This is a genomic window from Streptomyces sp. NPDC002386, assembly GCF_053593175.1.
Window position 1 is genome coordinate 1 of the sequence record NZ_JBSFBX010000020.1, and the last position, 26,229, is coordinate 26,229.

The window sequence follows — 26,229 nt, forward strand, 5'->3', positions numbered from 1 at the left end:
TCCTCCACACCTACAACCACCACCGCTGCCACACCGCACTCGACGGACACCCACCGATCAGCCGCGTGAACAACGCTTCAGGTCAATACACCTAGCGCGCCATGGGCGTGATGGCCCCTCGGCCCCGGATCGACGAAAGGGCGATGGGCGCGGGTACCACCGTGCGGTTCGCCCTGCTGGTGGTTCTGCTCCTCGCCGCGGGCGGGGCGATGATGCTGCCCGTCGTCAAGTCCTTGCAGCGCAGGGACGCCTTGGGCTGCACGCTCGCCGCGGGGATCGACCCGGACCGGGGCGGGGACATGGCTTCGGTGATCAACGCCCTGAGCCAGGCCGTGGCCTATCGGGGCTGCATGGCCGAGTACGCACCGCCGCCGGCCCAGTGGCTGATCTACGGCTGGCCGGTCCTGCTGTCCGTCGCCGCCGCGCTGCTGTTCGTACTGCTGCCGGTCTGGAAGGCCCGGCGCCTGCGCGCCGTTCCGTTGGAATCGGTGGATCCCCACGGTGAGATCCGGGCGCTGCTGACCGGCATAGCGGCCACCGCCGGTCTGGCCCGGCTTCCCCGGGTCGTCGTCGACCGGGCCTCGGTCGCCACCGGTGCCGTGGTCTTCGGCCGCAACCGCCGGCCGACCGTGTGCCTGTTCGGCGGCCTGCTCGCCTGTCGGCGCAGCGACCCCGAGCGGTTCCGGGCGGTGCTTCTGCACGAGTTCGCCCACATCACCAACCGGGACATCACCGTCACCTACGGCACGGTCGTCGTCTGGCGCGTGTTCCTCGCGCTGGTCCTCCTGCCCTACCTCGTCTGGTCGACCCGACAGGTCCATGGCTTCCTCACCTGGTGGGGGGAGCCCACCGACCTCCCGTCCGTCACCCGTAACCTGCTGCTGCCCGCTCTCACGGTCGCGCTCGTCTCCCTCGCGCGGTCGGACGTGCTGCGCAGCCGGGAGGTCTACGCGGATGTGGCGGCGGTGCGCTGGGGCGCGGACCCGCACAAGTGGGATGTCGTGTCACGGACACCGGCGGGCGGCCGGCTCCGGAACACGCTCCGCTCGTTGCGGGAGCTCTGGGGCACGCACCCGCGCTGGGAGGACCGCCGTGGCGCCCTGGCGGATCCGGCGCCGCTGTTCGGGGCCCACGCTCTGCCGATGTTCCTGACCGGGGCCGCGGCGACGATGGTCAACATCCACCTGCTGACCTATCTGTCGGCCTACAACGAATACAGCCTGTGGCGGGTCCAGCTGGTCTCGCTCGCCCCGGCCGCACTGGTCGCCGGGGTGATCGGAACCGCCCTGTGGCGATCCGTCGCCTACGCGGTCCTGACGGGTGACCGGATCCCGTCGGGGGCGCGGGCAGGCCTGTGGCTCGGCGCCGGACTCGGTGCCGGCGGACTGTTCACCGGCTACGGGATCAGCGGTGCCCAGTGGCTTCCGCAGCGGCCCGCCGTACTGCTGCTCGTCGTGTGCGCCGGGATCGCGTTCGCCTGGTGGGTCACCCAGTGCGCTCGCCTGTGGGCCGGTGCCTGGCGCGGGCGCTCCCTCCGTCCGCCGCTGCTGATCGGTCTGGTGTCCGCCACGCTGGTGCTGGCGGCCTGGTTCGCCTGGTGGACCATGGACGGGGCGAGCTGGGCGGCCGGCGCGTCGTACAACAGCGGTGGCATGCGGCAGGGCGTCCTGAACGCGTTCCCCGGTGCCGGTGGTGCGGTCGCCTCCGGCCAGGCGTCGGCGGGCGGTTCGACCGTCGTGGCGGCTCTGGCGGCCGCGTGGCCGATCCTGGGTGGATTCGTCGCCTCGCCGCTGATCCCCGCCGCGATCGCGGCCCTGTGGGTGGTGCCGCTGGCCGCCTGGGCGCTCGGCGAGACCCCGGGCAGCCCACGCTGGGTGACCAACGCGCTGCCCGGCGGAGGCTGCCCGCCGGCGACGACGGGGGAGCCGTCGCCGCCCCTGCGCCTGGCTCTGCGGCCCGGGGCGCTGGGCGGTGGTGCATGCTGGCTCGCCGTCGCCCTTGCGCAAGCCCTCCTGCCCGAACCGCCTTCCGGTCCGCAGCGCGAGATCGGCGTCCACGAGGCCCACTATCTGGCGTCGCTGTTCGTCGCCCTGGTGGTGCCGGCAGGGGCGGCCGCCGCCGTCGCGGCGACGCGGTCGGGCCGCGGGCGCCGGCTGGCCGCCGCCCTGATCGCAGCGGAATCGGCGGCCCTGCTGGGACTTGGCGGAATGGTCCTGCTCGTCTCCTCGGACGGTTGTCTCGGGCCACTGAACACCCTGGAGAGCAGCTGCTCCTGGCGTCCGGTCTGGGACACCATGTCGTGGACGCTGCCGCGGCTGGTCAACGGCGTCCTCACGCTGGCCGCGATCACCGCGCTCGCGGCGGCCGCGGCCGTGTCGGCCGTCCGGCGCGCCCGCCCGCGACGGACGCGGCCGACGGATCCGGCGGGCGAGCGGTCCACACGCTCCGGCGGCCGATCCGGTGCGGCCCGCCGCCTCGGCGTGCGCCTCGGGACGGCCATGGTGGCAGTGACGGCGCTGGCGATCGCCGTGGTGGAGCCGGTCTGCCTGGCGAGATTCCACACCATGATCCCCGACGCCGCCACCACCCAACGGACTGCCCGGCAGTGGGCGCGCCTCACGGTCGTGACGGTGTCGGCCGACACCAGGGCACGCCAGGTCCACGCCTGGCACCGGCTGGGCGGCCGCTATCTGCTGGAACACGCCAAGGCCGACGACGACTACCTGCTCGCCGTCCTGCGCGCGGCGGTGGCCGCCAAGAACGTCCGGCTGCCCTACCTGGGCCGCCTCCAGCCCCTCTGCGCCGACTACGGCAGAATCGCCGGGTGGGTGAACGGTTCCTACTTCCGGGTGCCCGACGGTGCGGCGCAGGCGGCCTGGCAGGCCCTCGGCCTCGGTGCGCAGCAGGGCAGCGCGGACTGCGAACGCGCCGTGCGTCAGCAGGACATCAACCTGTTCGTCAGGGCCATGCGGGAACTGCTCGCGGCCGGGAAGAGCGCCGGGCAGGTCACGACGCGAGTCGAAGCGGTGCTGAGGGAAGCGGGTTACGAGACCTACCTGAGTGCTCCGCGCAAGGCGCGTCAGCCGGGCTGGTGATCCGTCGCCTCGTGTCCTCGGATCGCCCGGCCAGGGCGCGAACCGCCTCGCAGCGCTGCCGGCGCTCACCCCTACCCGACCGCCGGACCGCCGGACCGCCGGACCGCCGGACCGCCGGACCGCCCGGTCGGCGGCTCGGGGCCCGATCGGCTCAGCGGCCGTGTGGCAGGCCCCGCACCGGGCGGCGAGACTGGGGGACATCGGGGCCGGAGATGGGTGAGCCATGAATACCGTCAACGAGACGATCGAGATCGCGGTGCCGGTGCGTACCGCGTACGACCAGTGGACGCAGTTCAAGAGCTTTCCCCGCTTCATGACCGTGGTGAAACGAGTGGAGCAGGTCAAGCCCAACGTCACCACGTGGGTCATCGGCGTCGGACCGGTGCGCCGCGAGTTCGAGGCGGAGATCGTCGAACAGGAACCCGACTCCCATGTGGCCTGGCGGAGCCTGGAACGGCGTCCCTCCCACCGTGGCGAGGTCTTGTTCCGGCCCACCGCGCGGGGAGGGACGTCGGTCAGCCTGCGGCTGGAGATCGAGCCGCGCGGAGTGCGCCGCCCGCTCACCGTCGTACCCGGGCTGACCAGGCGGGTCGTGCGTTCGGAGCTCGGACACTTCAAGGAGTACATCGAGGGGCTGGGGGAGGCTGGCGGCTCCTGGCGAGGGACGATCCGCAACGGACACGTGCGGCACGCGGAACCGGAACCGCCGAGGAGCCAGGTGCCCTGCTGGCCGGTGGGCTGACCGCGTGCGCGACCACGAGCGAGAGGCGACCCGATGAACAAGCCCCCGGGCGAGGAGCCGCAGGACGAGCTCACCGTGACACCGCCCAAGACATGGGCCGCGGGTGTGCCCGCGGTGGTGCACGCCCTCGAGTACTCGCTGCGGCAGACGTCCCCGCTGAACACGGGGGTGGACCTGCTGACCATGAACCAGGTGGGCGGCATCGACTGTCCCGGCTGCGCCTGGGCAGACCCCGCGCCGGGGCACCGCCATCGCAACGAGTACTGCGAGAACGGCGCCAAGCACATCAACGACGAGGCCACGACGCGACGCGTCACCGCGGACTTCTTCCGCGAGCACAGCGTCTCCGAGCTGAGCCGGCGGTCCGACATGTGGCTGAACGATCAAGGACGGCTCACCGAACCGATGGTGAAGCGGCCGGAGTCCGACCACTACGAGCCGATCAGCTGGAACGACGCCTTCGGACTGCTCTCCGCCGAGCTGACCTCCCTGGACACGCCGGACGAGGCCGTCTTCTACACCTCGGGCCGGGCGAGCAACGAGGCCGCGTTCGTACTGCAGCTCCTCGCCAGGGCACTGGGCACCAACAACCTGCCCGACTGCAGCAACATGTGCCACGAGTCCAGCGGTTTCGCCCTCCACGAGACACTGGGCACGGGCAAGGGAACGGTCAGTCTGCAGGACCTCCACCACGCCGACCTGATCTTCCTGGTGGGGCAGAACCCCGGAACCAACCACCCCCGGCAGCTGTCCGCGCTGGAACAGGCCAAGCTGAACGGCGCCCGCGTCATCGCGGTGAACACCCTGCCCGAGGCCGGCCTGCTGAGATTCAAGAACCCGCAGAAGGCACGCGGTGTGATCGGACGCGGCGTGCAGATCGCCGACCGGTTCCTGCACATCCGCGCCGGCGGTGACCTGGCACTGTTCCAGGCGCTCAACCGGCTGTTGCTGGAGGCCGAGGACGACCGGCCCGGGCAGGTGCTGCACCACGACTTCATCCGGTCCAGCACCAGCGGCTTCGAGGAGTTCTCCGCGCACGCGCGCACGCTGTTCTGGGACGACGTGCTCACCGCGACAGGACTGACCCGGAAGGAGATCGAGCAGGTCCGCGACGACGTCCTGCGCAGCGAGCGGGTCGTCGTCTGCTGGGCCATGGGGGTCACCCAGCACAAGCACGGTGTCCCCACCGTCCGGGAGATCGTGAACTTCCTTCTGCTGCGCGGCAACCTCGGCAGGGCGGGCACCGGAGCCTGCCCGGTGCGCGGACACAGCAACGTGCAGGGCGACCGCACCATGGGGATCTGGGAACAGATGCCCGACGTGTTCATGGACGCCCTGCAGCGGGAGTTCGGCTTCGACCCGCCGCGCGCCCACGGACTGGACTCGGTGAACTCGATCCGGGCGATGCGTGAGGGCCGGATCAGGTTCTTCCTCGCGCTGGCCGGCAACTTCGTGCGGGCCGCACCCGACAGCGAGGTCACCGAGGCCGCCATGCGCAACTGCCGCCTGACCGCCCACATCTCCACCAAACTCAACCGGTCCCACACCGTCTGCGGACGGACCGCGCTCATCCTGCCAACCCTCGGCCGCACCGAGCGGGACATCCAGGCCGGCGGCGAGCAGTTCGTCACCGTGGAGAACTCGATGAGCGAGGTCCACACCTCCCACGGGCGGTTGAGGCCGGCCTCCAAGCTCCTGCTGAGCGAAGTCGCCATCCTGTGCCGACTGGCCCGCCGCACCCTCGACGGCGGAGCCGGCATCCCCTGGGAGCAGTTCGAGGCCGACTACGGCACGATCCGTGACCGGATCTCCCGCATCGTGCCGGGACTCCACGACTTCAACCGGCGAGTGGCCCGCCCCGGCGGCATCCAACTGCCGAACCCGGTCAACGAGGGCATGTTCCCCACCGCCACGGGCAAGGCGATGTTCACACGCAACGCCTGGGAGATGCCGCACCTGCCCGAGGGGCACCTGCTGCTGCAGACGCTGCGCTCGCACGACCAGTGGAACACCGTTCCCTACACGCCCAACGACCGCTACCGGGGCATCCACGGCAGCCGCCGCGTGGTGCTCGTGAACCTGGACGACCTGGCTGAACTCGGCCTCGCCGAAGGACAGCACGTCGACCTGGTCGGTGTGTGGAGCGACGCCACCGAACGCCGGGCCGAGGACTTCGAGGTGGTCCCGTACCCGACCAGCCGGGGCTGCGCCGCCGCCTACTACCCCGAGACCCAGGTCCTGGTGCCCCTGGACAGCGTGGCCGACATCAGCAACCAGCCGACCTCCAAGGGGATCGTGGTCCGCCTGGAACCGGTGCCTGCGCGGTCGAGCACGACCTCGGGCTGACTCGCCGGCTCCCGGCGTCCTGCGGTGGCCTGGCGGGGGCGGACTTGCGATCACGCTCGTCTGCGGCTGCCGATCCCCGGCTACCCCTCCGCCGCGTGTGTGCGCGCCGGCGGGCCGGGCGGATCGTCGAGGAAGGCGGCGCTCGGCACGTGGAAGAGGCAGCCGGTGACCGCGTTGGAGAAGTCCAGGATCCGGTCGTGGACGTCCGGGCGGTCGCCGAGGAACATGTTGCGCAGCATGTGCTCGGTCACCTCGGGCGTGCGGGCGTAGCCGATGAAGTACGTCCCGAACTCCCCGTCCCCGACGCGGCCGAACGGCATGTTGTCCCGGACGATCTTCCGCTCTTGGCCGTCCTCGTCGGTGACCGTGTTGAGGGCGACGTGGGAGTCCGGGCGTTTGACGTCGTCGGGCAGCTCCACGTTGTCCACCTTGGTCCGGCCGATGACCATCTCCTGCTCCTCGACCGCAAGCGCCTTCCACGCGGTGAGGTCGTGCAGGTACTTCTGGACGATGACGTAGCTGCCGCCGGCGAACGGCGGGTCCTCGGCGCCGACGAACACGGCCTCGTCGGCCGGGCGGCCTTCGGGGTTCTCCGTACCGTCGACGAAGCCGAGCAGGTCGCGTTCGTCGAACGACTTGAATCCGTGGACCTCGTCGACCACGGTGACCGCTCCGCGCAGCCGTTCCGCGATCAGCTGGGCCAGCTCGAAGCAGAGGTCCATGCGGCGGGCCCGGAGGTGGACGAGGAGATCGCCCGGGGTGGACGGCGCGTGGTGCCGGGAGCCCGTCAGCGGCACGAAGGTGTGCAGGTCGCGCGGGCGCGGTCCGGTGAAGAGCCGGTCCCACGCGGTGGAACCGATGCCGAGGACGCACGTGAGCCCGTCCTCCGGTGCCCGGAACGCCACCGACCGCCGCAACCCCGCCAGGTCGGGAAGCAGATCGCGTACGACCGTCTCGCCCCCGGACGCGATCGTGCAGACGAGGAACACGGCGGACTCGGCCGGCGGGGCGATCACGGACTGTGACTCAACCACGGATATCGCCCTTCATGGTCGACCGCCTCCGCGACGGGCCGGTGAGCCGCCCCCACCGCTGCCCGCCGGTGTCCGAAGGCCTGTCGCCGGCCCCGCCGCCCGCCGCACGGGAAGCAGGCGGACATGACCGGTGGCATCGTGGGCTGTGACGCTTTCATGGTCCCACGCGGCCGAGGCGGCGGCCAGCGCGACCGGGTCTCGGACACCGAGGCCTCCCGTTCCGTGATCCGCGCCATCACGTTGCGGCACTGTCTCCTCTCCTGCGTCTTCGGCACCGGCATTCCGGCGACCGCCATCAACCTCGTCGCGGGAATCCTCACCCGCTGACCACCACCGGCTTCGCCCGCTCCGGCGGTTCCGTCACCCCCGCGGCCGTCAGCCGTACGCCTCGTCGGCGCTGCACGGTACGGCGGCATGGATGAGCATTCCTGGTGCGGCGGCCCCGGTCACGGGGAGCGTCGGTGACCTTGACACTCGGCCGGAGGAACTGCGCCCATGCTTCGTCGGATCGTCGTTCTCACCGCGGTGGGTGTGCTGGCCACGGGAGTGGCCGCCGGGGCCGCGCCCGCCCGGACCCCGGCGGGCGGTGCCGGACCGCGGCCCCCCGCCACGTCACCGCCCCCGCCCGGCGCGGCCAACGGCGAGGCATGGGCCTGGACACAGCTGACCGGACAGGGCACGCGGATCCGTTACGTGTCCACCGACACCAGCCAGACCTGCCCCGTCGTCCGCTACTCCCTGGGCACGAGCAGGAACCCGTTTCCCATGACCCGGGTGAGCACGCCCATGGGATCCCAGTTCCCGACGACCGTGTGCGAACTGGCCGTGCCGCTCACCGCCTCGAACGCGGTGCTGGAACAGTCGACCGTCCAGGCGGCCACGGTGCACCCGGCGAACCGGCAGCTCCCGCTTCCCGACTGGACTTCGACCACACGCCCGCGCAGGATCGCCGTCATCGGCGACACCGGCTGCGAGGTCCCCGCGACGGGTCCTGTGCAGGACTGCGCGAACCATCAGACCGGCTGGCCCTTCCCGCGGATCGCCGCCGGCGCCGCCGGCAGCACGCGGCCGGACCTCGTGGTGCACGTCGGCGACTACCTCTACCGGGACGACCCGGCGAGGGCCAACGACAAGGCGGCCAACCCCGGCTGCACCACGACCGCCGACCGGGCCGGCTGGGACTGCGTGGTCGCCGACTTCTTCCGGCCCGCCGAGCCACTGCTGGCCTCGGCGCCCGTCGCGCTGACCCGCGGCAACCACGAGGACTGCAACGCGGCACAGCAGGGGGGCGCGGGAGGTGCCTGGTTCCGGTACCTCGCCGACGACCTGCGCGCCAACGGCTCGTGCAGCGTGTACACCCCCACCACACCGATCAGAGCCGGCACCCTGAACCTGGTCTCGGTGGATTCCTCCTTCGCCGACCCGAGCGACACGGGAAGCACCGTCCAGACCGGCATCTTCGCCAGGCAGTTCGACGCCGTGAACCAAGCGGCGCAGCAACATCCCGGCAACGACTACTTCCTGCTCACGCACAAGCCGCTGTGGATGGTGAAGGCGGCCGGCACCCTGCCGCAGAACGTGGAATAGGTGACCCACGTACTCGACGCGGCCGTCGCCCGCACCGGACTGCACCGGCTGGCCGACAACGTACGGCTGGTGCTCTCGGGCCACATCCACCTCTACCAGATGCTCGACTTCGACACCCGTCGTCCGCCCCAGCTGACCGTGGGCTCCTCGGGCGGGCCGCTGGACAACGGCCCGGACGACACCAAGGTCGTGGGGAAGACGATCGGCACGCCGCCGCAGGCCGTCCACCAGTCGATCACGCAGGAGCAGACCCCAGGAGGCCAGGGCGTCTTCGGCTACGCGGAACTGGCCGACACCGGCGGAACATGGAACCTCACCTTCCACGACGCGGCCGGAGCCGTCAGAGGCCAGACGTGCGCACTGAGCACCAGTACGGCGAACAAGTCGTTCGTGTGCCACTGACCACCCACGTCCGAGCCGTCCACGGCTCCGCACCGGACATCGCGGGGCAGGGCCCGCCACGGGCGGCAGCGGTGTCCGGTGCCTCGGTCGCGGCGGACGCCGACCGGAGTTCAGCGGGTCGACGAGGCGGCGTCGGTCTGCTGAAGTTCGGCCAGGAGCTGGTTCCGCCCGGCGAGAAGCTCGGTGAGGATACGGCGAGCCGCACGCAGGAGTTCGGCGACGTCGCCGCCGGCCAGCGCGTACGTGACGGTGGAGCCCTCTCGTGTGGACACGACGATGCCCGCCCGGCGCAGGATGGCCAGCTGCTGGGAGAGGCTGGAGGGCTCGATCTCGATGTCGGCGAGCAAGTCCCGTACGGGGACCGGGCCGTGCTGCAGCAGTTCGAGGACCCTGATGCGGGTGGGATGCCCGAGCATACGGAAGAACTCTGCTTTGGCTTGGTAAAGAGGAACCTGCATAGCGTTCTTCCCGCCTGTCTAGGGGCCTCTCATGGCGCGGCCCGCACCCGAGGACACGGCCGCGCCATGAGTCCTGCCTGTTCATCTTTCTCGCTCCGGGCGGCCGCCGTTCATGAATTGTCGGCCTCTCCATGTGATGGCTTGAAGAATTCTTCAATTCATGAGCATGCGTCGGCCGGGCCGCGAGGAGGATCTAGACCTCGAGTTGCCCTTCGATCCGCTTGAGCTGATGGCGTGCCATGGCCAGGTTCGAGCGGTCGCGATCGATCACGAGGTAGAGGAACAGGCCGTTCCCCTCCCGGCCGGTCACCAGGCGCATGAGGTGGTACTGCCCTCCGAGCGTGATCAGGATGTCCTCGATCTGACTCCGCAGCCCGAGGAGTTCCATGGTGCGCACCTTGGCACGGATCACGTCCGTGTTCCCGGCCGCGGCGACCGTCAGGTCCAGGTCCTTGCCCCCGCCCAGGGTGCCGAGGGCCATGCCACTGGTGTAGTCGACGACAGCCGCCCCCAGCGCGCCTTCGATCCCGGTCACCATTTCCTTCAATGCCACTTCCACGGTCGCCATCGGCGCCCTCCCCTTGGATATCGGCGGCGGCGGGCTCCGTTTCCGGGCCCGCCCGTGGACGCAACGTATGCGTAGTGACCCACCGGGGGAGAAGCTTGCTCAAGAACGATCAAGATTGATCGGCGAGCCCGCTAGTGTGCTAATCGGGTGATCACTCTTGCCGGATCGCCCAGCCCGGAGCGGCGGCACACCGACGGCGAACGATCAAGGAGTGGCCGCCGGGGGCGTGGGCGAGCCGAGGTTGATCACCCCTTCGCCCGTGCGCGCGATGCCGGCGCCCTCCCTGAGGGATTCGCACCGATCGAGCAGGGCGTAGCCCTCGCAGAGCACGGTCTCGTGTCCGCCGTAGGACTCCAGGTTCACGACCGCCGCCTCGAGGTGCCGGATCTCGCGGGCCAGCATCGGGACACCGGCGGCTCCCCGGCCGTCCGCGGCGGCCGCTCGCCGGCGGAGCAGGGACGCCAGCTCGGCGCCGCTGGCGTTGCGGATGGTCTCGTCGTCGCTGCAGCTGTGCCGGACGAGGCAGGCCTGAGCGTGTTCGATGACGCGGACGAGGGCCCGGTACTCCGGCAGGGACAGTGCGAAGGCCGTCGGGCCGTCGGGCGGTCGACGCGCCGGACGGGCGTCGCCGCTCTCCACCTCGGGAACCCTGGTACGTCTTCGCGCGCCGAATCCGCGCATCGATCCCCCCAATGAAACACGCGAGTTGTCCGGGTGTACGCCTGCCCGATCTTCAGCAGTCCAATGCTCAACTGTTGTCCCATGAAAACTTTCAGGCCAACCTTGATCAGGCAAAGACATGCCCTGGCCCCTCCGGAGCTGTGGTTCATCGCCCCGGGCCTGGGCGGTCAGCCGCCTCGATGCCGGTGGGGGCACCGCGCGCCGCCCTCACCGATTTGGCCGAAGGACGTCCGTACGGGTGAGGACCCGGCGCGCGCCCGCGCGAACGGCCCGTCCCGCCGGGGTCCGTGGTCGGCCGGCTGATGCGCGGTTCGTCGTGGTCGGCCGAAGCTGAGGGGAGCGAACCCGTCGGACGCGATACCGGACACCGGTGCATGTCGGCACCGTGAGAACCAGGAGCGCCAATGAACAGCCCCCTGCACGGCCGCACCGCCGTGGTGAGCGGTGCCAGCAAAGGCATCGGACTGGCCGTCGTCGAGGCGCTGGTGAAGGCCGGGGCGAAGGTGGTCGCCGGATCCCGGACCGCCACGCCCGAGCTGGAAGCACTCGTCGAGGACGGCGCGGTCACCTGGGTTCCCGTCGACCTCGGCGATCCTCAGGACGCGGAGCGGCTCATCGACGGGGCCGGGGGACGCGTCGACATCCTGGTCAACAACGTGGGCGCCGCGCCTGCCCGGACCAGCGGCTTCCTGTCGGTGACCGACGCCGACTGGCAGCACATCCTGAATCTGAACCTGCTCAGCACCGTACGGGTCACCCGCGCGGCCCTGCCGCTCATGCTTCAGGCCAGGCAAGGCTCGATCATCACGGTCGCCTCCGTCAACGCCACCCTGCCCGACCCCCTGGTGATCGACTACAGCGCCAGCAAGGCCGCTGTCGTCGCCTTCTCCAAGGCGCTGTCGAAGGAAGTCGGATCCAAGGGCATCCGCGTCAACACGGTCAGCCCCGGACCGGTGCAGACCGACTTGTGGCTGGCCCGGGACGGGGTCGCGGCCACGGTCTCCGCGGCCGCCGGCATCACCCCGGACGACGTGGTCGCCCAAGCGGCCGGCTCGACCGTCACCGGCCGCTTCTCCACACCGGCGGAAGTCGCCGACCTGGTGCTGTTCCTCGCCGGTGACCAGGCCCGCAACATCACCGGCAGCGACATGATCATCGACGGCGGATTCATTCCCACCTGGTGAGACCGCGAGCAGCGGTCACGCACGGTCGGCGGACCCCCCTCCCACCGCGGGCAGCCGTCTACGACAGCGGATCCCGCGCCCACGGGCCCGGTCAGGAGTTGACGATGCGCCGCACGTTGTCGACCGAGCCGCAATCGGCCTTCAACTGACGCTCGCGCTCCTCCAGGAACGCCGATCCCAGCTCCTCCCGCCGCTCCATCGCTACGTTCTCGCGGGCGCCGTTGAGGATCGTGCGCTCCTCCTCGTCGGCGTGGTGTGCGACGGCCTCCACCAGCCCCTCCAGCTTGGAGTCCCACTCCTCGGAGCCGACCTCCTCCACCTCCAGGAGGTCCAGGAGGGCCTTGTTGCCTTCGTCGTGCTCGTGCTCGCCGTGCTCGACCTCCTCGTCGTCGATGTTCTTGTACCTCTTCAGGGCCGGATAGACCTTGGCCTCCTCGGCCAGCGCGTGGGCGATCAGCAGCTCCGCGAACTCACGGAGTGCGGCGGCGCGGTCCGCTTCGACGCTGCGCATCAGGCGGAACAGGTCCTCCATACGCCGGTGGTCCTGAAGGATGAGCTCGACGACGTCCCGTGTCTCGGCCATGGCAGGGCATCACTTTCGTACGAACGGCTGGGGTCACTGACGCATACCCCCACCGTCGGCATTGATGGCCGCCGACTCCGCGACCGCACGCGACTGGCGGTAGGACCGGGTCCGTCGGTGCTCACTCGTCCCGCGTCCCTTCCTGCTTCCGCCGGTCGACCGCGGCACGGCCGCTCACCGTGTTTGGCGGGTTCTTGACGCAGCCATGGGACTGGGGAGCGATCACACGGCAATGAGCAGGTGGTGATACGCATCGCAATCGTCGTCCTGACCCTCGTCACAGGAGTACTCGCGTCCTTGGCGACGGTCTGGGTCTCCGCCTGGTGGTCGCTCGCCGCCGTGCCCCTGGTCCTGCTCGGTCTGCTCGCCGTGTCGGATCTGGTGCAACGCCGTCATTCGGTGCTGCGCAACTATCCCGTCCTCGGCCATGCCCGCTTCCTCCTGGAGCGCATCCGCCCGGAGCTGCAGCAGTACTTCATCGAGCGCAACTTCGACGGGCGTCCGTTCGACCGGGACGTGCGCAGCATCGTCTACGAGCGCGCGAAGGGCACCGACGCGGAGGAACCGTTCGGCACCGAACGGGACGTGTACCAGCCCGGTTACGAGTTCCTGGTTCCGTCGCTGGCGCCGTGCCCGGTGCCGAGGACACCGCCGCGCGTCCGGGTGGGCGGCCCGGACTGCGCCCGGCCGTACGACATGGCACTGCTGAACGTGTCGGCGATGAGCTTCGGCTCGCTGTCGGCCAACGCCGTCCTGGCCCTGAACGGCGGTGCCGCGGCGGGGAACTTCGCCCAGGACACCGGCGAGGGCGGGCTGTCGGAGTACCACCTGCGTCCCGGGGGCGACCTGGTGTGGGAGATCGGCACCGGGTACTTCGGCTGCCGGACCCGGGACGGCGACTTCGACGCGGCCGAGTTCGCCGACAAGGCCGCGCACGACCACGTGAGATGTGTGTCCCTGAAACTGTCGCAGGGTGCCAAGCCCGGCATCGGCGGCGTGCTGCCCGGAGCCAAGGTGAACGCCGAGATAGCCCGGGTCCGGGGCGTGCCCGAGGGACGTACGGTCATCTCCCCGCCGTACCACCGGGTGTACTCCACCCCGCGGGAACTCGTTCGCTTCGTCGCCCGCATGCGCGAGTTGTCCGGTGGCAAGCCCGCCGGGTTCAAGCTGTGCGTGGGCTCACGCCGGCAGTTCCTGGCCGTGTGCAAGGCCATGCTGGACGAGGGCACGACGCCCGACTTCATCGTGGTGGACGGCGCCGAGGGCGGAACCGGAGCCGCCCCGCTGGAGTTCGCCGACCATGTGGGCACCCCGCTCACCGAGGGCCTGCTCACGGTGCACAACGCCCTCGTGGGGGCGGGACTGCGCGACCGGATCAGGATCGGCGTCAGCGGCAAGATCGCCACGGGCACCGACCTCGTCAAGCGCATGGTCCAGGGCGCCGACTACGCCAACGCCGCGCGGGCGATGATGTTCGCCGTCGGCTGCATCCAGGCGCAGCGGTGCCACACCAACACCTGCCCCACCGGCGTCGCGACCCAGGACCCCCGCCGAGCCCGCGCCCTCGACGTCCGTGACAAGACGCCGCGCGTCCAGCGCTTCCAGGAGGCGACCGTGGCCAGCGCGCTGCAGATCATGGCGTCCATGGGCGTCACCGACCCCGCTGAGCTGCGCCCGCACATGCTCCGCCGACGCGTCGACCCCCTCACCGAACGTTCCTACGAGGAACTGTACGAGTGGCTCGAGCCCGGGCAGTTGCTCACCGGGCCGCCGGCTTCCTGGGCGGCCGACTGGAAGGCCGCCGACCCCGATCGATTCACTGTGTGACCTGGAGGACTCACATGCCCCGTACCGTTGCCCAAGTCATCGTGGACGCGCTGAGCGAACTCGGCGTGCGCCAGGTGTTCGGCGTCGTGGGAGACGCCCTCAACCCGCTGACGGACGCCATCCGCACCACCGACGGCCTGGAGTGGGTGGGCTGCCGGCACGAGGAGGCGGCCGCCTTCGCCGCGAGCGCCCAGTCCCAGCTCGGCGAAACCCTCGGTGTGTGCATGGGCACCGTCGGCCCCGGCTCCGTCCACCTCCTCAACGGGCTGTACGACGCCGCCAAGAGCCACGCCCCGGTCCTGGCCATCGCCGGCCAGGTGCCGCTCGCCGAGCTCGGCAGCGACTACTTCCAGGAGGTCGACAACGACGCCCTCTTCAGCGACGTCGCCGTCTTCCGTGCGACCGTCACCTCGCCCGACCAGTTGCCGCAGATGCTGGAGACCGCGGTGCGTCACGCGCTGGGCCGCAAGGGTGTAGCCGTCCTCACCGTGCCGGGCGACCTGGGCGAGCGCGAACTGACCGCCGACCGGCCCGCCCGCTTCTCCCTGAACGCCCCGGTGAGCCGTCCGGACGAGTCGGCCGTGCGCCGCGCCGCGGAACTCCTCGACCGCTCCGAGCGTGTCACCCTGCTCGTCGGCGAAGGAGCCCGCGCCGCCCGTCAGGACGTCCTCACCCTCGCCGACCGCCTGGCCGCGCCGATGGTGCTCACCCTGAAGGCCAAGGCCGGTTTCGAGGGCGACGGCAATCCCTTCCAGGTCGGCCAGACGGGCCTGATCGGCAACCCCGCCGCGGCGACGGCCCTCGACGACGCGGACACCCTCCTGCTGCTCGGCACGGACTTCCCCTACCGGGACTGGTATCCGGAGGGCCGGACCGTGATCCAGGTGGACACCGAGGCCACCCACATCGGACGCCGCGTGCCGGTCGACGTCGGGCTGGTGGGGGACACCGGCGCTACCGTGCGCGACCTGCTGGGCCACCTCACCGCCGCGCCCGGCGGATCCGACGGCGCACGCGACCGCTCGCACCTGGAGAAGGCGCGTGAACGCTTCGACCAGTGGCGCACCGGTCAGGCCCGGCTCGCCGACCCCTCCCACGACAAGGGTGTCGTGGGCCGCATCCGCTCCGCTCTGGACAACCGTGCCCATGACATCCGCCCGGAGGTCCTGGCCGCCGCCGTCGACCGTGCGGCGGCGGACGACGCCGTCTTCACCTCCGACACCGGCATGGCCACGGTGTGGCTTTCGCGCTTCGTCGAGATGCGCGGGGAGCGGCGGCTCATCGGCTCCTACAACCTGGGCTCGATGGCCAACGCCATGCCCCAGGCCCTGGGCGCGCAGGGCCTCGACCGCGAGCGGCAGGTCGTCGCGTTCTGCGGCGACGGCGGACTGAGCATGCTCCTCGGCGATCTCATGACCCTGAAGACCTACCGGCTGCCCGTCAAGCTCGTCGTCTTCGACAACCGCCGGCTGGGCATGGTGAAGCTCGAACAGGAGCAGGCGGGCCTGCCCGAGTTCGGCACCGTGCTCGACAACCCCGACTTCGCCGCCGTGGCCGAGGCCATGGGCATCACCGGCATCCGCGTGACGGATCCCGCCGACGTGGAGGGCGCCGTGCGACGCGCCTTCCAGGATCCGGGACCGGTGCTGCTCGACGTCCTCACCAACCCCGACGAGATCGCCGTCCCGGCCAAGCCGACCGTCGAGCAGGGCTGGGGGTTCGCGCTGGCCAAGGTGAAGGAGATCGTGCGCAGCAGCGGGGAGCCGGACGGGAACTGACCAGGACGTCGCGGGCTGCCGGCCGTCGGCCGGGGGGGGCGTGCCACTCCCGGCCGACGCCCGGTGCCGTGATGGATCCTCTACGGCCGCGGGCGGCTGTGGGAGGTGGCTTCCACGCTGGGCTCGGCTCCGAGCCGCTTGTGTCGACGCCCGCCGCTCACAGCTCGTAGTCGAACCAGATCCGATGCGTTCCGTCGGCGTCGACGGCCATTCCTCCCGCGCCGGTGATCCCCGCCAGCTCTCCCGTGCCGCCCGTGGGCACGATGGTGAAGAACTCCGGACTGATCGGGCCGCTCAGACCGGGTGCGCTCGTGGGCCGTAGAGGGCTGCCGCCCGGTCGGTGTCGAACGCCCAGTACCGGTCTCCGTAGCTGAAGTGCCACCATTCGGTCGGATAGTTGACGAATCCTGCCGCCGACATGGCGCGGCAGAGGGTTTCGCGATGCGCCCGGGCGGACGGACCGACCGCGGCCGCGTGGGTGTAGCAGGCGCCGTCGCTCTCCTCCGGAGAGGCGTTCATACGCGTTCCCATGTCCACCTCGTTGCCGTCGTGGTCGGCGAGAGTCAGGTCGACGGCGGCTCCGGCGCTGTGCGGTGCGATCCGCGGCGGGGAGACGTAGCGGCTCGCTGCCTCGTGGATCCGGCTGTCGGGCCAGTCGGGGTGGGCGTTCCGGAGGGACGCGGCGTACTCCTCGAAGTAGGCGCGCTGGAGGGAGAGCGGGCGGTAGCCCTCCACGATCAGGAGGCGGAATCCCGACGGGAGGAGTCGCTGGGCGAGTTGCAGGCGGTCGACCACTCCTCGGCGCAGGTGCGCGAAGTGGCCGTCCGGGTCGTACTTGCGCTCGTCGACGAGGAACAGACCGGACGCGCGGGTGTCGACGAGTTCCTCCCCGCAGTCCTGGACGGGGACGGCGGCGACACGGGGGTCGGACATCAGGACGATGCTCAACTGGCGCTCCTCATCTGGGAGATCGAGACGGTGGGGTGACCGAACGAAGGGCGGCGTCCAGCATGCGCGTCAGTTCTCCGACCCGGCCACCGCCACCGGGTGCCGGTGGGAAACGCCGGAGTACCTCCACGACGACCGGTGTCGCACGACGCACCGCTCGCCGGACGTGTTCGGCGCCGGTGTGCGGATCCTGGCCGGCGGCGAGTTCCGCCGCCCTGGCCGCGTGCGCGCCCGCTCCGAGAATGTGCTTGACCTGGGTCGCCTTGGCCAGCGGATGCAGGTAGGCGGCGCCTGCCGCGGACATGGCGGCCCGGGCCGCCTCGCGCCCGGCCTCGGTGTCCGCGCTCTTGGCTGCCTTCAGGGCCGCCCAGGCCGTGTCACGCAGGGACTTCCCCCGCTCACCGCCCCGAGCGAACTCCCAGGCGGCACCGATGGCGTCCCGGGGCCGCGAGTCGTCCGGCTGATCGGCCTCGAAGACCTCGAGCACGACGTCCGCGCACGCCGCGGCGAACGCGGTGACCTCACGGAGGTCCTGCCTGCTCAGCGTGATCTCGTTCGCCTCGTCTGCCACGGACCCATTCTCGACCAGGCCGTCGGCGTACCGGCATCGCCCCGTGCCTGCGGGCGAAGTAAGTCGGTGGAGGGGCTTCTGGAGAGCAGCGGTGAGGCCACCGCCGATCAGCGGCGCAGCGAGGGCCGTCTGATCGCGGCCCGGCTCGCGACCCTGCCTCCGCAGCGCGTGTACGGGTTGTTCGACGCCCTCGGCAGGGCCAGGGTCAACAACCGGCGCAGCCGCGCGATCATGCGTGACTGGCTGTCCACCCGCAAGGACCCGGCGTTCGACGCCGTGAAGTACCGCGGCGGCCTCAAGCGAGCCCTCCGGCACGCACACCTGGCCCCAGCCACCGAGGAGCTGGAGACGTTCATGTTCACGCCGCTTGCCCGACCGCACTACGCGACACCCGTCCTGGAGGCATGGCGTCGCGCGCACTTCGAGCAGGCCGCCGTGTACGAGCTCCCCTACACGGTCGCCGAGGGCTTCGCCGCCAAGCACGGCATTCCCCGGAACGTCTTCCTCGAACGCATCGCGCCACGGATGACCCGCCTGGAGCGCTTGCGCTGCGCGAGTCCGCGCAGGCACGAGGGGCCACACCGGAACCGGCGGACCTGGCGGGGATGCCGCTGACCCGGTTGGCGACCTACGTGCTTTCGCTGCCGGTCGACGACCGCCGGCGCCGGCGTGCCGAGTTGACCGAGGCCCTGGAAGCGGCCGCCGACCGGGTGGCCGGCGTCCACCGGGGGAGCTGGGGCAAGGTCAGCGCGGTCCTGGACGACAGCTACTCCGCCTTCGGATCGGTGCACAAGCGCCGTCGGCCCCTGGCCGTGGCTCTGGCCTGGGAGGAGTGGTCGCAGCGGGCCATCCGCCAGGGACTCTCTCCCCGCGTCGAGGAAGCCTATGCGGGCGCCGACGTGCACGGGCTCGCCGACGCACTGCGCGTCTTCGAGATCCATCCCCACCAGTGCGGCGTCATGGTCTACGTCGCCGACGCGCTCGCCGCCGCGTTCGTCGTCCCGCATCCCGACGACTACCGCGCACTCCACCCGACGCTCCTGCGGGACCTGTACGGCGAACTGATCCACCACTACGCCACGTTGATGCCCCCGGTGCCGGACTTCCGGGCCCGCATACCCGATGCGGGGATCCGCTCCCTGGCCCACCTGCGCACGGCGGTTGCCGAGCAGGAACGCGACTGGACGCGTTTCCACGACACGAGCATGGCCACCAGCCTGCTGGCGCAGGCGTACACCTGGCAGTCGGTCCACCGGATGGGGCGCTTCACGCTCTCCCGCTTCCTGCCGACGTTCCGTCCCAAGCAGGAGAACCACATCGGTGAGGCCATCACCGACGACAGCGGCAGGATCGCCTACCTCAAGACGTTCCGGCTCTCCGAGAACCAGGTTCGTCGCGGTCACCTCCTCAGCAGGCTCGCCGCCAACGACTGGCACCTGGCGAGCACGGCGGCCGACCTCGGTGTGGACGAGGCCCGGCTGGGGCTGCGGCTGGAGTCCGCCGGCTTCGGCTTCCTGCTCCGCCAGGACGTCCTGGACGAATACCGCAAGCAGCGAGGACGTACCCGGGCCGGAGCCGACAGACGCTGATCGGCACGCACCCGTACCAGGCGGTCGACCCGGACGAAAGGGCCACCGGGTGATCCCCTCGCGCCCGGCCGCGGGGTGCTCGCCGCCCGCCCACACGCCCGCCACGGGATCCCCTTCGCACGTGCCCCGCGGGCCCGCTCGCCGACGCTCACACCGTGCCCGATGCTGAGGGGACGAGCGCCGGCCAGAGCGTGCCGGGGTTCTTCGGGCGCATGGCGCGTCAGTGCGGGGAAACCCGGTCGGCAGCCCGTCGGAAGCGGGCCGTTACGGAGGAAACCATGTGCCGCCTCTTCGGCCTCAGCAGCGCTCCACTCCGTACGCACGCCACGTTCTGGCTGCTGGACGCCCCCGACAGCCTCAGCCGGCAGAGCCACCGCGACCCCGACGGCACCGGCCTCGGCCGTTTCTCCTCCGACGGCACCCCGCGCGTCGACAAGGCCCCCATCGCCGCGTACAGCGACCGTGCCTTCGCCGAGGAGGCCCGGCGGGACGAGTCCGCGACCTTCATCGCCCATGTGCGGTACGCCTCGACCGGCAGCCTCGACGTCCGCAACACCCACCCCTTCGAGCAGGACGGGCGGCTCTTCGCGCACAACGGCGTGATCGAGGGCCTCGACGCGCTCGACGACCGCCTGGGCGAGGACCGGTCACTGGTCGGCGGCGACACCGACTCCGAGCGCTTCTTCGCCCTGATCACCCGGGAGACCCGGCGCGGCGGCGGTGACGTCACCGAGGGCATCCGGCAGGCCGCCCGGTGGATCGCCGCGAACCTGCCCGTCTTCGCCATGAACCTGATCCTCATCACGCCCCAGGAGCTGTGGGCGCTGCGCTACCCGGACACCCACGCGCTGTATGTCCTCCAGCGTCCGGCGGGTGGCCGGCACGGCGACCGGCATCTCGATCACAGCGGCAGTCACGGGCGTATGCGCGTCCACTCGGCCGCCCTCGCCGAGCATCCCGCCGTCATCGTCGCCAGCGAGCGGATGGACGACCATCCCGACTGGCGCCTCCTGGAACCGGGCGAACTCCTCCACGTCGGCATCGACCTGCACGTCGGTCGCCACATCCTCCTGCCGGATCCCCCGGCGCACCAGCTCACCCTCGACGACCTGCATCCCGGGGCGGCCGCCTCACAGAAGGCCGTCTAGTCCGCCCGGGCCGGAAACCGGGTCCGCAGACCCCAGGACGCGAGGGCTCGGGGAGCCCGTGCGACACGGGCTCCCCGAGCCCCGTGCCGGTGCGACTCGCTGGGGCGACGCCCGGCCGGGGCCGGCGAGCGGCGGGTCAGTGCTCCTGGGTGATCGCGGCGACGCCGGCGCGCGCGAACTTCTCGTCCAGGCCGCCGGAAGGGGCGCCCGCTACGCCGATGCCCGCGATCGGGGAGCCGGCGGCGGCCACGGGGGCACCACCGGCCAGGAAGAGGCCTTCCTGGCCCCGCAGGGTGACGACGGTGTTGCCGTTGCGGTCCACCGCGGCGACGGCGACGCGCTGGTTCTCCTTTGAAGGATGACGGGCAACGGGCGACGGGCAACGGGCGACGGCGTGTCGGGCGGGCGGAACACCGGCTCCGGCGGAAGGCTGGCGGACACACTGTGCGAGAAAGGGTGAAAGATGGTGGAAGTCACCACTCCGTATCCGACCGGCACACCGTGCTGGGTCGACCTGATGGCGAAGGATCAGCAGGCCGCGCTGGACTTCTACCGTGACCTGCTCGGCTGGCAGGGCCAGCGAGGTCCGGCCGAGTTCGGCGGTTACGCGGTCTGCGAGCTGAACGGCAAGGCCGTGGCCGGGATCGGGCCGGCGATGGGCCCCGAGGGAGCCCCGGAACCGCCCACCGTCTGGACCAGCTACCTGGCCAGCACCGACGCGCCGGCGACCCAGGACGCCATCGTCGCCGCGGGCGGCACCCTGCTCGTCCCGGTGATGGACGTCGGCACGCTCGGCCGGATGCTGGTCGCCGCCGACCCCCAGGGCGCGGTGTTCGGGGTCTGGCAGCCCGGCGAGTTCCACGGCGCCCGGGTGGTCAACGAGGCGGGCGCGCTGACCTGGAACGAGCTGCACACCAGCGACGTGCTCGGGGCCACCGCCTTCTACGGCGAGGCGTTCGGCATCGAGATCGAGCCGATGGAGGGCGCGGACTCCTACTGGGAGCTGCGGGTCGGCGGGCGTACGGTCGGGGGCGCCACCCTCCTCGCCAACGACCCGCCCGGCACCCCGGCGCACTGGCTGACCTACTTCGCGGTCGACGACGTCGACTCCACCGTGGACGCGCTGGTCAAGCGCAACGGCACGGTGCTCGTCCCGCCGTTCGACATGATGGCCGGCCGAATGACGGTGGTCGCCGACCCGCAGGGCGCCCCGTTCGCCATGATCAAGCCCACTCCGCTGTAGAGCGCGACCGCGCTCCGGGTGCCGCGGGCGTGCCATCGGGTGCCACCTCTCCCGGCGCCGCCCCTCCGTGGGACTTCCGGGCGGAAGGGTGACGCCGGTCGGAGCCGGCCCGCCCCGGCACCTCGACCCTCGGCCAGGGGCGTACGGGTGCCGGGGTGCGGGGGTCGTTGCGGTAGAGGCCCCCGTCGCGTACGCTGCCGCGCCCTCACGGCGATCGGGCGGCCGTCCGAACCCCGCGGGCCCGTACGGCGAGCGCGGCGAACCGGGCCGAGAGGGCGGCCGGGGTGGCGCGCGTACCCCATGGCGGGGCACGTGTGCCCCCATGTACCCACAGGGCCGCCCGCCCGCCCGCACCCCGGCCGCGCGGCACCCAGATGCGCCCCCAGCCGCACGCACGCCGCCGACCTGTCGTTTCGCCTCGTCAGGCGGGACGGCCGCGCGCCGTCGTCCGCCGAAGTCGCGCGATCCGTGCCCCCTCGCCGCTCAGCGGTAAGGAGCACCGGGCACGGGCCGCCGGAGAATATGGGGGACAGTTCCCCATGCGGGTCCGGCACCGCATCTTTGAGTTTGTTCCCGTGACCGAAGCTGCCGCACCCGCCACCCCGCCGGACGCGAACCCCACGGCCCCCGTCCGGCGGGCCACCGCGACCCTCCAGGCCGGTACCGGCCGCGCCCCGCTCCGCACCGGCGCCCCCGTCCCGGCAGCACCGATCCTCGAACTTCCCCGTCCCGGCCGGGCCTTCGCGCGCTGAGAGTCACCCGGCGAACCTGCCGCCCCGCTCCCCTTCCCGCACCCGCCCTCACAGACACGAGGTTCCTCGCATGGACGAGCTCCGCCGCAACACCGACTCCGCCCCCGCCGACCTCACCGCCCGTCCGGCCGACGAGACGGACGCCGCCGGCGGCATCACCCTGTCGGGCCGCAACCGCGCCTGCGCCCGTGCCCGCGTCCTGGCCGGGATGGTCCTCACCAGCGGCCTCGTCATCACCCTCACCTCGATCGACACCTCGGTGTCGGCCCCGCACTGACCGCCCCGTGCCGCTCGGCGCGCCGGCCCGGCGCGGCCGGCCGGACCTCCTCGCCCGGCCGGGCGGCGCTGCTACGCGTCCCGCAGGGCGGCCGAGCGTGCGCACAGGTCCGCGCGGTTGGCCGCTCCCGTCTTCGTGACGAGACTGGCAATGTGCTTCTCCGCCGTGCGCGGTGAGATGAACAGCCGGTCGGCGATGTCCTTGTTGCTCAGCCGCTCCGCCAGCAGCCGGAACACCTCGAACTCCCGGACCGTGACGCCCTGGGCGCGCAGCCGGTCGGGGATGCCGCCGGTGCCGGTGCGGTGCTGGTGCACCGAGGCGCCGAGCCGGCGCAGCCCGGCCCGGCAGGCCCCCGTGACGGCCTGGACGTCCCGCTCGTGGAAGTAATGCTCCGCCCGCCGCAGCCAGCCCACCGGATCGCCCCAGCCGTCCTGGTGGGCGGCGTCCGCGATCAGCCGCAGCCCGAGGTGCTGGGCCAGCGGGTACGCCTCGGCCACCGCCAGCGCGGACTCCACCGCTGCCGCCGCCCGGTCCCCGGCACCCTCGCGGCCCAGCAGGACGGCGTCGGTGAGCAGCACGAACTGTCGGTTCCAGCGCATCCGGGCGACGGCGGTGGCGGTGATCTCCTCGTGCCGGGCCCGGTCCGCGTCCCCGGCGAGCACGTCGAGCAGCAGGACCAGGCCGTGGGTGCCGCTGAGGTGGTAGGTGGAGGGATTGCCCGCCTCCAGCGCCAGCACCTGCCGCAGCTCCTCGCGGGCCAGGCCGCGGTCCTCCTCCAGCAGGGCGCAGAAGGCCCGCGCCAGGCCGCGGCCGAGGGGTTCCTCCTGCGACCCGGCGCCGTCCCATTCGGCGAAATCCGCCAGCGACCGTTCCATCGCCGCCCGGTCGGCGTGGTGGGCCGCCAGGACGGCCTGCGACATCAGGACGTACCGGACGGCCGGCGCGAGGCGCAGGCGGCGTACGACGGCCAGGCACTCGGCGGCGGCCGACCGGGCCGCGTCGTAGCGGCCGCTCAGCACCGCGTCCAGCACGAGGATGCCGTCCACGGTGTGGACGATGTTCACGGAGCCGAGGCGCAGCGCCTCCTCGCGGGCGGCCAGCAGCCCCGAGGTGTCGCCGTCGGCCAGCCAGTCGTTGCCGCCGAGCCGGGTGGCCGCGTACATGCGCTGCAGGGGCAGACGGTGGCGCTCCGCCGTGGCCAGTGCCTGCCCGAGCATCGCCGCCGACTCCTCGGGGTCCCGCTCGCGGGCCACCGTCGCGAGGAGTTCCCGGGCCTGGCAGGCCACGACGGGCAGCCCGTGCCGTTCGGCGGTGTCGGCGGCGGACCGGGCCAGTTTCTCCGCGTGCTGGGTGCGGTCGGAACCCGGCGTGTCGAGGGCCAGGTAGGCGGCCGTGACGTCGACGGCCGCGGCGGCCGACTCGTCCGGCGTCGCCGCGAGCACCTCCCGGGCGCGGGCTATCTGCCGGTTGCCGTCGCTCCACCGGCCCGCCGTGTGGGCGACCTTGGCCAGCCGGGTGTGCAGGGTGGCCAGGCGGACGGGGCTCAGCCCCGACCCGTCCAGCACGTGCAGGTCCTCGGCCAGGTCGAGGGCGCGGGCGAAGTCACCGGCCTCGGCGAGGGCCGGCAGCAGGTTCTCCAGCACCATGGCCCGTGCCTGCGGGTCGCCCGCGTCGGCCAGCAGGCTCTCGGACCGGCTGAGCAGGGTGACGGCGGAGCCGAGCGCCCCCGCCGACAGCGCCCGCCCGCCGGCCTCGGCGAACAGCAGCCCGGCCTCCACCTTGTCGCCGGCCGCGCTGCGCAGCCCGGCCGCCAGTGGGCACCAGTCGCCGGGCAGGCCGGGGTGCAGTTCCTCGACCGCCTCCGCGCCCCGCCGCGCCAGGTCCGCGCGCTGGCCCGGCGTCATCTGGGTGAACAGGGCCTCCACGGTGAGCGAGTGCCGGAAGGAGTACCAGTCGGGCGCGGGTTCGTCGGGAATCACCAGCCGCGCGGCCACGCCCGCGTGCAGATGGCTCAGCAGAGCCCGGTCGTCGACGCCGGTCATGCGCTGCAGGACCGTGAGCGGGAAGCGGCGGCCGAGCACGGCGGCGGCGGACAACAGGGTCAGGCCCTGCGCGCCGAGGCGGTCGATGCGCCGCAGAATGCCACGCGCCAGCGAGGAGGAAACGTCACTGCGCAGGTCGCCCACGGCCCGCCAGCCCTCCGGCCCCCGCACCAGGGCGCCGGCGCCGATCATCGACTGGAGGAGCTCCTCGACCAGGTACGGGCTTCCCGAGCTGTCCTCCCACAGCCGTTCCAGCACCTCCGTGGGCACCTGCTCCGGACCGTCGGCGCCGAGCTGAGCCGCGATCATCTCGTGCGCCTGGGGCCGGGTCAGCGGCGGCAGTTCCACCAGGGTGGCGGCGCCGCGCCGGCGGGCGGACTGCGCGAGGTCGAGGGCGTCGCTGAAGTCCGTGCGGATCGTGGCGAGCAGCAGGACCGGCGAGTACTCCAGGTTGTCCACCAGGTATTCGAGGACCCCGAGCGTCTCCGGGTCGGCGTCGTGCAGGTCCTCCAGCAGCAGTAACTGGCCCTGCCCGCGCCCGGCTGCCATGAGCAGACGCAGCACCGCCTCACCCAGGATCACCATGGAACTGCTGTCCCGTTCCCCGGTGTCCCAGTCCGGGATCAGCCGCCCCAGAACCGGCCGGTAGGGGCCGAGGGCCAGGTCGTCCATCGGCTCGCCGCTGCGGAACAGCGACATCAGGGCTTCGGTGAGCGGCCGGAACGGTACGGCCGGACCCGTGATGCTGCTGCGGCCGCGCAGCACCCGCATCCCGGCGCCCAGCGCCCCGCCGACGGCCTCCGCCGCGACCCGTGACTTGCCGACGCCCGCCTCTCCCACCAGGAAGACGACACCGCCACGACCCTGGCGCGCGTCGGCCAAGGCGCTTTCGAGAAGGGACAGTTGGGAGTCCCGTCCGACCAGGGAGGGCGCATGGGAACGCATGAACGCAGATAGTAATCGGACGGCGGGGCCTGCGGCAGGCCGCACGGACGCGGACTCGTTTCCGCCCTCGCCGTGCCCGCCGCGCCCGAACGGCGGGTACGGCCCGTCGGGCGGGCCCTCGCTCCTGGCGGCCGGCACCGGCCCGGCGTCACCGCGGCGCGGAGACCGAGGTGTCGATCGTGCTGAGTGTGATGACGAGGCCGCTGGTGAGCACCATGCCGGCCAGCACACGGGCGCGTGCGCAGGCCCGGTTGCGGCCCCTGAGCGTGATGCCGCCCGCCGCGTCCTGGCCGTGCGAGGTGATCCCGGTGGCGGTCCCGGCGCTGGGAGCGTCTGCGGAGGCGGAGGTGAGGCGCTGGTCCATGAACGGTGATCCCCTTCTGGTGTCCCGTGCGGGAGGGCACGGGGGAGGCGGAGGAAGTGCCTTGG

Annotated in this window: 23 protein-coding genes and 3 pseudogenes; 15 read left to right on the plus strand and 11 right to left on the minus strand. The window is 72.0% G+C overall.

Features of this window, described 5'->3' with window-relative positions; genetic code table 11:
* Positions 1 to 143 precede the first annotated feature (143 nt).
* The 3 genes from ACWCPN_RS31210 (at position 144) to ACWCPN_RS31220 (ending at position 6,183) form a co-directional block, all read left to right on the plus strand.
* Entirely contained in the window at positions 144 to 3,095 is a 2,952-nt protein-coding gene (locus ACWCPN_RS31210) for a M48 family metallopeptidase (protein ID WP_451212977.1), read from the plus strand.
* A gap of 223 nt (positions 3,096 to 3,318) precedes the next feature.
* Positions 3,319 to 3,837: an SRPBCC family protein gene (locus tag ACWCPN_RS31215; RefSeq protein WP_451212980.1), complete on the plus strand. Its 519-nt coding sequence runs from the start codon at positions 3,319 to 3,321 to the stop codon at positions 3,835 to 3,837.
* 33 nt (positions 3,838 to 3,870) lie between these two features.
* The gene (locus tag ACWCPN_RS31220; RefSeq protein ID WP_451212983.1) at positions 3,871 to 6,183 is read left to right on the plus strand and encodes an FdhF/YdeP family oxidoreductase; all 2,313 of its coding nucleotides are present in this window, start codon (positions 3,871 to 3,873) and stop codon (positions 6,181 to 6,183) included.
* 80 nt (positions 6,184 to 6,263) lie between these two features.
* Here ACWCPN_RS31220 and ACWCPN_RS31225 read toward each other — a convergent pair whose 3' ends face one another.
* Positions 6,264 to 7,217: a Dyp-type peroxidase gene (locus tag ACWCPN_RS31225; RefSeq protein ID WP_451212986.1), complete on the minus strand. Its 954-nt coding sequence runs from the start codon at positions 7,215 to 7,217 to the stop codon at positions 6,264 to 6,266.
* Positions 7,218 to 7,397: 180 nt separating this feature from the next.
* Between ACWCPN_RS31225 and ACWCPN_RS31230 the strand changes: the two are divergent.
* The 3 genes and pseudogenes from ACWCPN_RS31230 to ACWCPN_RS31240 form a co-directional block, all read left to right on the plus strand.
* Positions 7,398 to 7,544: pseudogene (locus ACWCPN_RS31230) on the plus strand (DUF1345 domain-containing protein); the annotation flags it as partial.
* A gap of 168 nt (positions 7,545 to 7,712) precedes the next feature.
* On the plus strand, positions 7,713 to 8,804 hold the full coding sequence (locus tag ACWCPN_RS31235) for a metallophosphoesterase (RefSeq protein WP_451212989.1): 1,092 nt from the start codon (positions 7,713 to 7,715) through the stop codon (positions 8,802 to 8,804).
* Entirely contained in the window at positions 8,805 to 9,206 is a 402-nt protein-coding gene (locus ACWCPN_RS31240; RefSeq protein ID WP_451212992.1) for a hypothetical protein, read from the plus strand.
* A 110-nt stretch (positions 9,207 to 9,316) separates the two neighbouring features.
* Here the strand turns inward: ACWCPN_RS31240 and ACWCPN_RS31245 are convergent, their stop codons facing one another.
* The 3 genes from ACWCPN_RS31245 to ACWCPN_RS31255 all read right to left on the minus strand — a co-directional run bounded on the left by ACWCPN_RS31245 (position 9,317) and on the right by ACWCPN_RS31255 (position 10,871).
* On the minus strand, positions 9,317 to 9,664 hold the full coding sequence (locus ACWCPN_RS31245; protein ID WP_199209199.1) for an ArsR/SmtB family transcription factor: 348 nt from the start codon (positions 9,662 to 9,664) through the stop codon (positions 9,317 to 9,319).
* Positions 9,665 to 9,857: 193 nt separating this feature from the next.
* Positions 9,858 to 10,232 carry a hypothetical protein gene (locus ACWCPN_RS31250; protein ID WP_199209198.1) on the minus strand — a complete coding sequence of 125 codons (375 nt, stop codon included), beginning with the start codon at positions 10,230 to 10,232 and terminating at the stop codon, positions 9,858 to 9,860.
* A 204-nt stretch (positions 10,233 to 10,436) separates the two neighbouring features.
* On the minus strand, positions 10,437 to 10,871 hold the full coding sequence (locus ACWCPN_RS31255) for a hypothetical protein (RefSeq protein ID WP_451212997.1): 435 nt from the start codon (positions 10,869 to 10,871) through the stop codon (positions 10,437 to 10,439).
* A 446-nt stretch (positions 10,872 to 11,317) separates the two neighbouring features.
* Between ACWCPN_RS31255 and ACWCPN_RS31260 the strand changes: the two genes are divergently transcribed.
* Positions 11,318 to 12,097: an SDR family NAD(P)-dependent oxidoreductase gene (locus tag ACWCPN_RS31260; RefSeq protein ID WP_451213000.1), complete on the plus strand. Its 780-nt coding sequence runs from the start codon at positions 11,318 to 11,320 to the stop codon at positions 12,095 to 12,097.
* 91 nt (positions 12,098 to 12,188) lie between these two features.
* On the opposite strand, the gene ACWCPN_RS31265 is transcribed toward ACWCPN_RS31260, so the two are convergent.
* Positions 12,189 to 12,680, minus strand: coding sequence for a hemerythrin domain-containing protein (locus ACWCPN_RS31265; RefSeq protein WP_365128563.1), 492 nt, complete (start codon positions 12,678 to 12,680; stop codon positions 12,189 to 12,191).
* 243 nt (positions 12,681 to 12,923) lie between these two features.
* Here ACWCPN_RS31265 and ACWCPN_RS31270 point away from each other — a divergent pair, with 243 nt between their 5' ends.
* Both ACWCPN_RS31270 and ACWCPN_RS31275 read left to right on the plus strand, forming a co-directional pair.
* Positions 12,924 to 14,507 carry an FMN-binding glutamate synthase family protein gene (locus tag ACWCPN_RS31270; protein ID WP_451213004.1) on the plus strand — a complete coding sequence of 528 codons (1,584 nt, stop codon included), beginning with the start codon at positions 12,924 to 12,926 and terminating at the stop codon, positions 14,505 to 14,507.
* A gap of 14 nt (positions 14,508 to 14,521) precedes the next feature.
* The gene (locus ACWCPN_RS31275; RefSeq protein ID WP_451213007.1) at positions 14,522 to 16,285 is read left to right on the plus strand and encodes a thiamine pyrophosphate-dependent enzyme; all 1,764 of its coding nucleotides are present in this window, start codon (positions 14,522 to 14,524) and stop codon (positions 16,283 to 16,285) included.
* Between the two features lie 157 nt (positions 16,286 to 16,442).
* Here the strand turns inward: ACWCPN_RS31275 and ACWCPN_RS31280 are convergent.
* From ACWCPN_RS31280 to ACWCPN_RS31290, 3 genes and pseudogenes are all read right to left on the minus strand, one after another.
* Positions 16,443 to 16,562, minus strand: a pseudogene (locus ACWCPN_RS31280) (DUF3224 domain-containing protein); the annotation flags it as partial.
* 17 nt (positions 16,563 to 16,579) lie between these two features.
* The gene (locus tag ACWCPN_RS31285) at positions 16,580 to 17,218 is read right to left on the minus strand and encodes a M15 family metallopeptidase (RefSeq protein ID WP_392294830.1); all 639 of its coding nucleotides are present in this window, start codon (positions 17,216 to 17,218) and stop codon (positions 16,580 to 16,582) included.
* A 25-nt stretch (positions 17,219 to 17,243) separates the two neighbouring features.
* Positions 17,244 to 17,804, minus strand: a complete 561-nt coding sequence (locus ACWCPN_RS31290) for a putative immunity protein (protein ID WP_451213010.1) — start codon at positions 17,802 to 17,804, stop codon at positions 17,244 to 17,246.
* Positions 17,805 to 17,870: 66 nt separating this feature from the next.
* Between ACWCPN_RS31290 and ACWCPN_RS31295 the strand changes: the two genes are divergently transcribed.
* The 3 genes from ACWCPN_RS31295 (at position 17,871) to ACWCPN_RS31305 (ending at position 20,541) form a co-directional block, all read left to right on the plus strand.
* Complete coding sequence (locus ACWCPN_RS31295) at positions 17,871 to 18,419, plus strand: hypothetical protein (protein WP_451213013.1); 549 nt, start codon at positions 17,871 to 17,873, stop codon at positions 18,417 to 18,419.
* The gene (locus ACWCPN_RS31300; protein ID WP_451213016.1) at positions 18,410 to 19,393 is read left to right on the plus strand and encodes an ARPP-2 domain-containing protein; all 984 of its coding nucleotides are present in this window, start codon (positions 18,410 to 18,412) and stop codon (positions 19,391 to 19,393) included. Before ACWCPN_RS31295 ends, ACWCPN_RS31300 begins: the two co-directional genes overlap by 10 nt.
* 278 nt (positions 19,394 to 19,671) lie before the next feature.
* Complete coding sequence (locus tag ACWCPN_RS31305; protein WP_451213019.1) at positions 19,672 to 20,541, plus strand: class II glutamine amidotransferase; 870 nt, start codon at positions 19,672 to 19,674, stop codon at positions 20,539 to 20,541.
* A 136-nt stretch (positions 20,542 to 20,677) separates the two neighbouring features.
* On the opposite strand, the pseudogene ACWCPN_RS31310 reads toward ACWCPN_RS31305, so the two are convergent.
* Positions 20,678 to 20,893, minus strand: a pseudogene (locus ACWCPN_RS31310) (heme-binding protein); the annotation flags it as partial.
* Between the two features lie 111 nt (positions 20,894 to 21,004).
* On the opposite strand from ACWCPN_RS31310, the gene ACWCPN_RS31315 reads away from it, so the two are divergent.
* The 3 genes from ACWCPN_RS31315 to ACWCPN_RS31325 all read left to right on the plus strand — a co-directional run bounded on the left by ACWCPN_RS31315 (position 21,005) and on the right by ACWCPN_RS31325 (position 22,813).
* Positions 21,005 to 21,784, plus strand: coding sequence for a VOC family protein (locus ACWCPN_RS31315; RefSeq protein ID WP_451213022.1), 780 nt, complete (start codon positions 21,005 to 21,007; stop codon positions 21,782 to 21,784).
* Positions 21,785 to 22,359: 575 nt separating this feature from the next.
* Positions 22,360 to 22,536, plus strand: coding sequence for a hypothetical protein (locus ACWCPN_RS31320; protein WP_451213025.1), 177 nt, complete (start codon positions 22,360 to 22,362; stop codon positions 22,534 to 22,536).
* Between the two features lie 70 nt (positions 22,537 to 22,606).
* Positions 22,607 to 22,813, plus strand: a complete 207-nt coding sequence (locus tag ACWCPN_RS31325) for a hypothetical protein (RefSeq protein WP_451213028.1) — start codon at positions 22,607 to 22,609, stop codon at positions 22,811 to 22,813.
* A 71-nt stretch (positions 22,814 to 22,884) separates the two neighbouring features.
* Here the strand turns inward: ACWCPN_RS31325 and ACWCPN_RS31330 are convergent, their stop codons facing one another.
* Positions 22,885 to 25,800: an AAA family ATPase gene (locus tag ACWCPN_RS31330; RefSeq protein WP_451213031.1), complete on the minus strand. Its 2,916-nt coding sequence runs from the start codon at positions 25,798 to 25,800 to the stop codon at positions 22,885 to 22,887.
* Between the two features lie 148 nt (positions 25,801 to 25,948).
* Positions 25,949 to 26,164 carry a hypothetical protein gene (locus tag ACWCPN_RS31335; protein ID WP_451213034.1) on the minus strand — a complete coding sequence of 72 codons (216 nt, stop codon included), beginning with the start codon at positions 26,162 to 26,164 and terminating at the stop codon, positions 25,949 to 25,951.
* Between the last annotated feature and the right edge of the window lie 65 nt (positions 26,165 to 26,229).

Excerpts from the sequence above, each read along its gene's own strand:
- ACWCPN_RS31210 (WP_451212977.1), top strand. The coding sequence starts at position 144 with ATGGGCGCGGGTACCACCGTGCGGTTCGCCCTGCTGGTGGTTCTGCTC.
- ACWCPN_RS31215 (WP_451212980.1), top strand. The coding sequence starts at position 3,319 with ATGAATACCGTCAACGAGACGATCGAGATCGCGGTGCCGGTGCGTACC.
- ACWCPN_RS31220 (WP_451212983.1), top strand. The coding sequence starts at position 3,871 with ATGAACAAGCCCCCGGGCGAGGAGCCGCAGGACGAGCTCACCGTGACA.
- ACWCPN_RS31235 (WP_451212989.1), top strand. The coding sequence starts at position 7,713 with ATGCTTCGTCGGATCGTCGTTCTCACCGCGGTGGGTGTGCTGGCCACG.
- ACWCPN_RS31245 (WP_199209199.1), bottom strand. The coding sequence starts at position 9,664 with ATGCAGGTTCCTCTTTACCAAGCCAAAGCAGAGTTCTTCCGTATGCTC.
- ACWCPN_RS31250 (WP_199209198.1), bottom strand. The coding sequence starts at position 10,232 with ATGGCGACCGTGGAAGTGGCATTGAAGGAAATGGTGACCGGGATCGAA.
- ACWCPN_RS31260 (WP_451213000.1), top strand. The coding sequence starts at position 11,318 with ATGAACAGCCCCCTGCACGGCCGCACCGCCGTGGTGAGCGGTGCCAGC.
- ACWCPN_RS31265 (WP_365128563.1), bottom strand. The coding sequence starts at position 12,680 with ATGGCCGAGACACGGGACGTCGTCGAGCTCATCCTTCAGGACCACCGG.
- ACWCPN_RS31275 (WP_451213007.1), top strand. The coding sequence starts at position 14,522 with ATGCCCCGTACCGTTGCCCAAGTCATCGTGGACGCGCTGAGCGAACTC.
- ACWCPN_RS31285 (WP_392294830.1), bottom strand. The coding sequence starts at position 17,218 with ATGTCCGACCCCCGTGTCGCCGCCGTCCCCGTCCAGGACTGCGGGGAG.
- ACWCPN_RS31300 (WP_451213016.1), top strand. The coding sequence starts at position 18,410 with ATGCCGCTGACCCGGTTGGCGACCTACGTGCTTTCGCTGCCGGTCGAC.
- ACWCPN_RS31305 (WP_451213019.1), top strand. The coding sequence starts at position 19,672 with ATGTGCCGCCTCTTCGGCCTCAGCAGCGCTCCACTCCGTACGCACGCC.
- ACWCPN_RS31315 (WP_451213022.1), top strand. The coding sequence starts at position 21,005 with ATGGTGGAAGTCACCACTCCGTATCCGACCGGCACACCGTGCTGGGTC.
- ACWCPN_RS31325 (WP_451213028.1), top strand. The coding sequence starts at position 22,607 with ATGGACGAGCTCCGCCGCAACACCGACTCCGCCCCCGCCGACCTCACC.
- ACWCPN_RS31330 (WP_451213031.1), bottom strand. The coding sequence starts at position 25,800 with ATGCGTTCCCATGCGCCCTCCCTGGTCGGACGGGACTCCCAACTGTCC.
- ACWCPN_RS31335 (WP_451213034.1), bottom strand. The coding sequence starts at position 26,164 with ATGGACCAGCGCCTCACCTCCGCCTCCGCAGACGCTCCCAGCGCCGGG.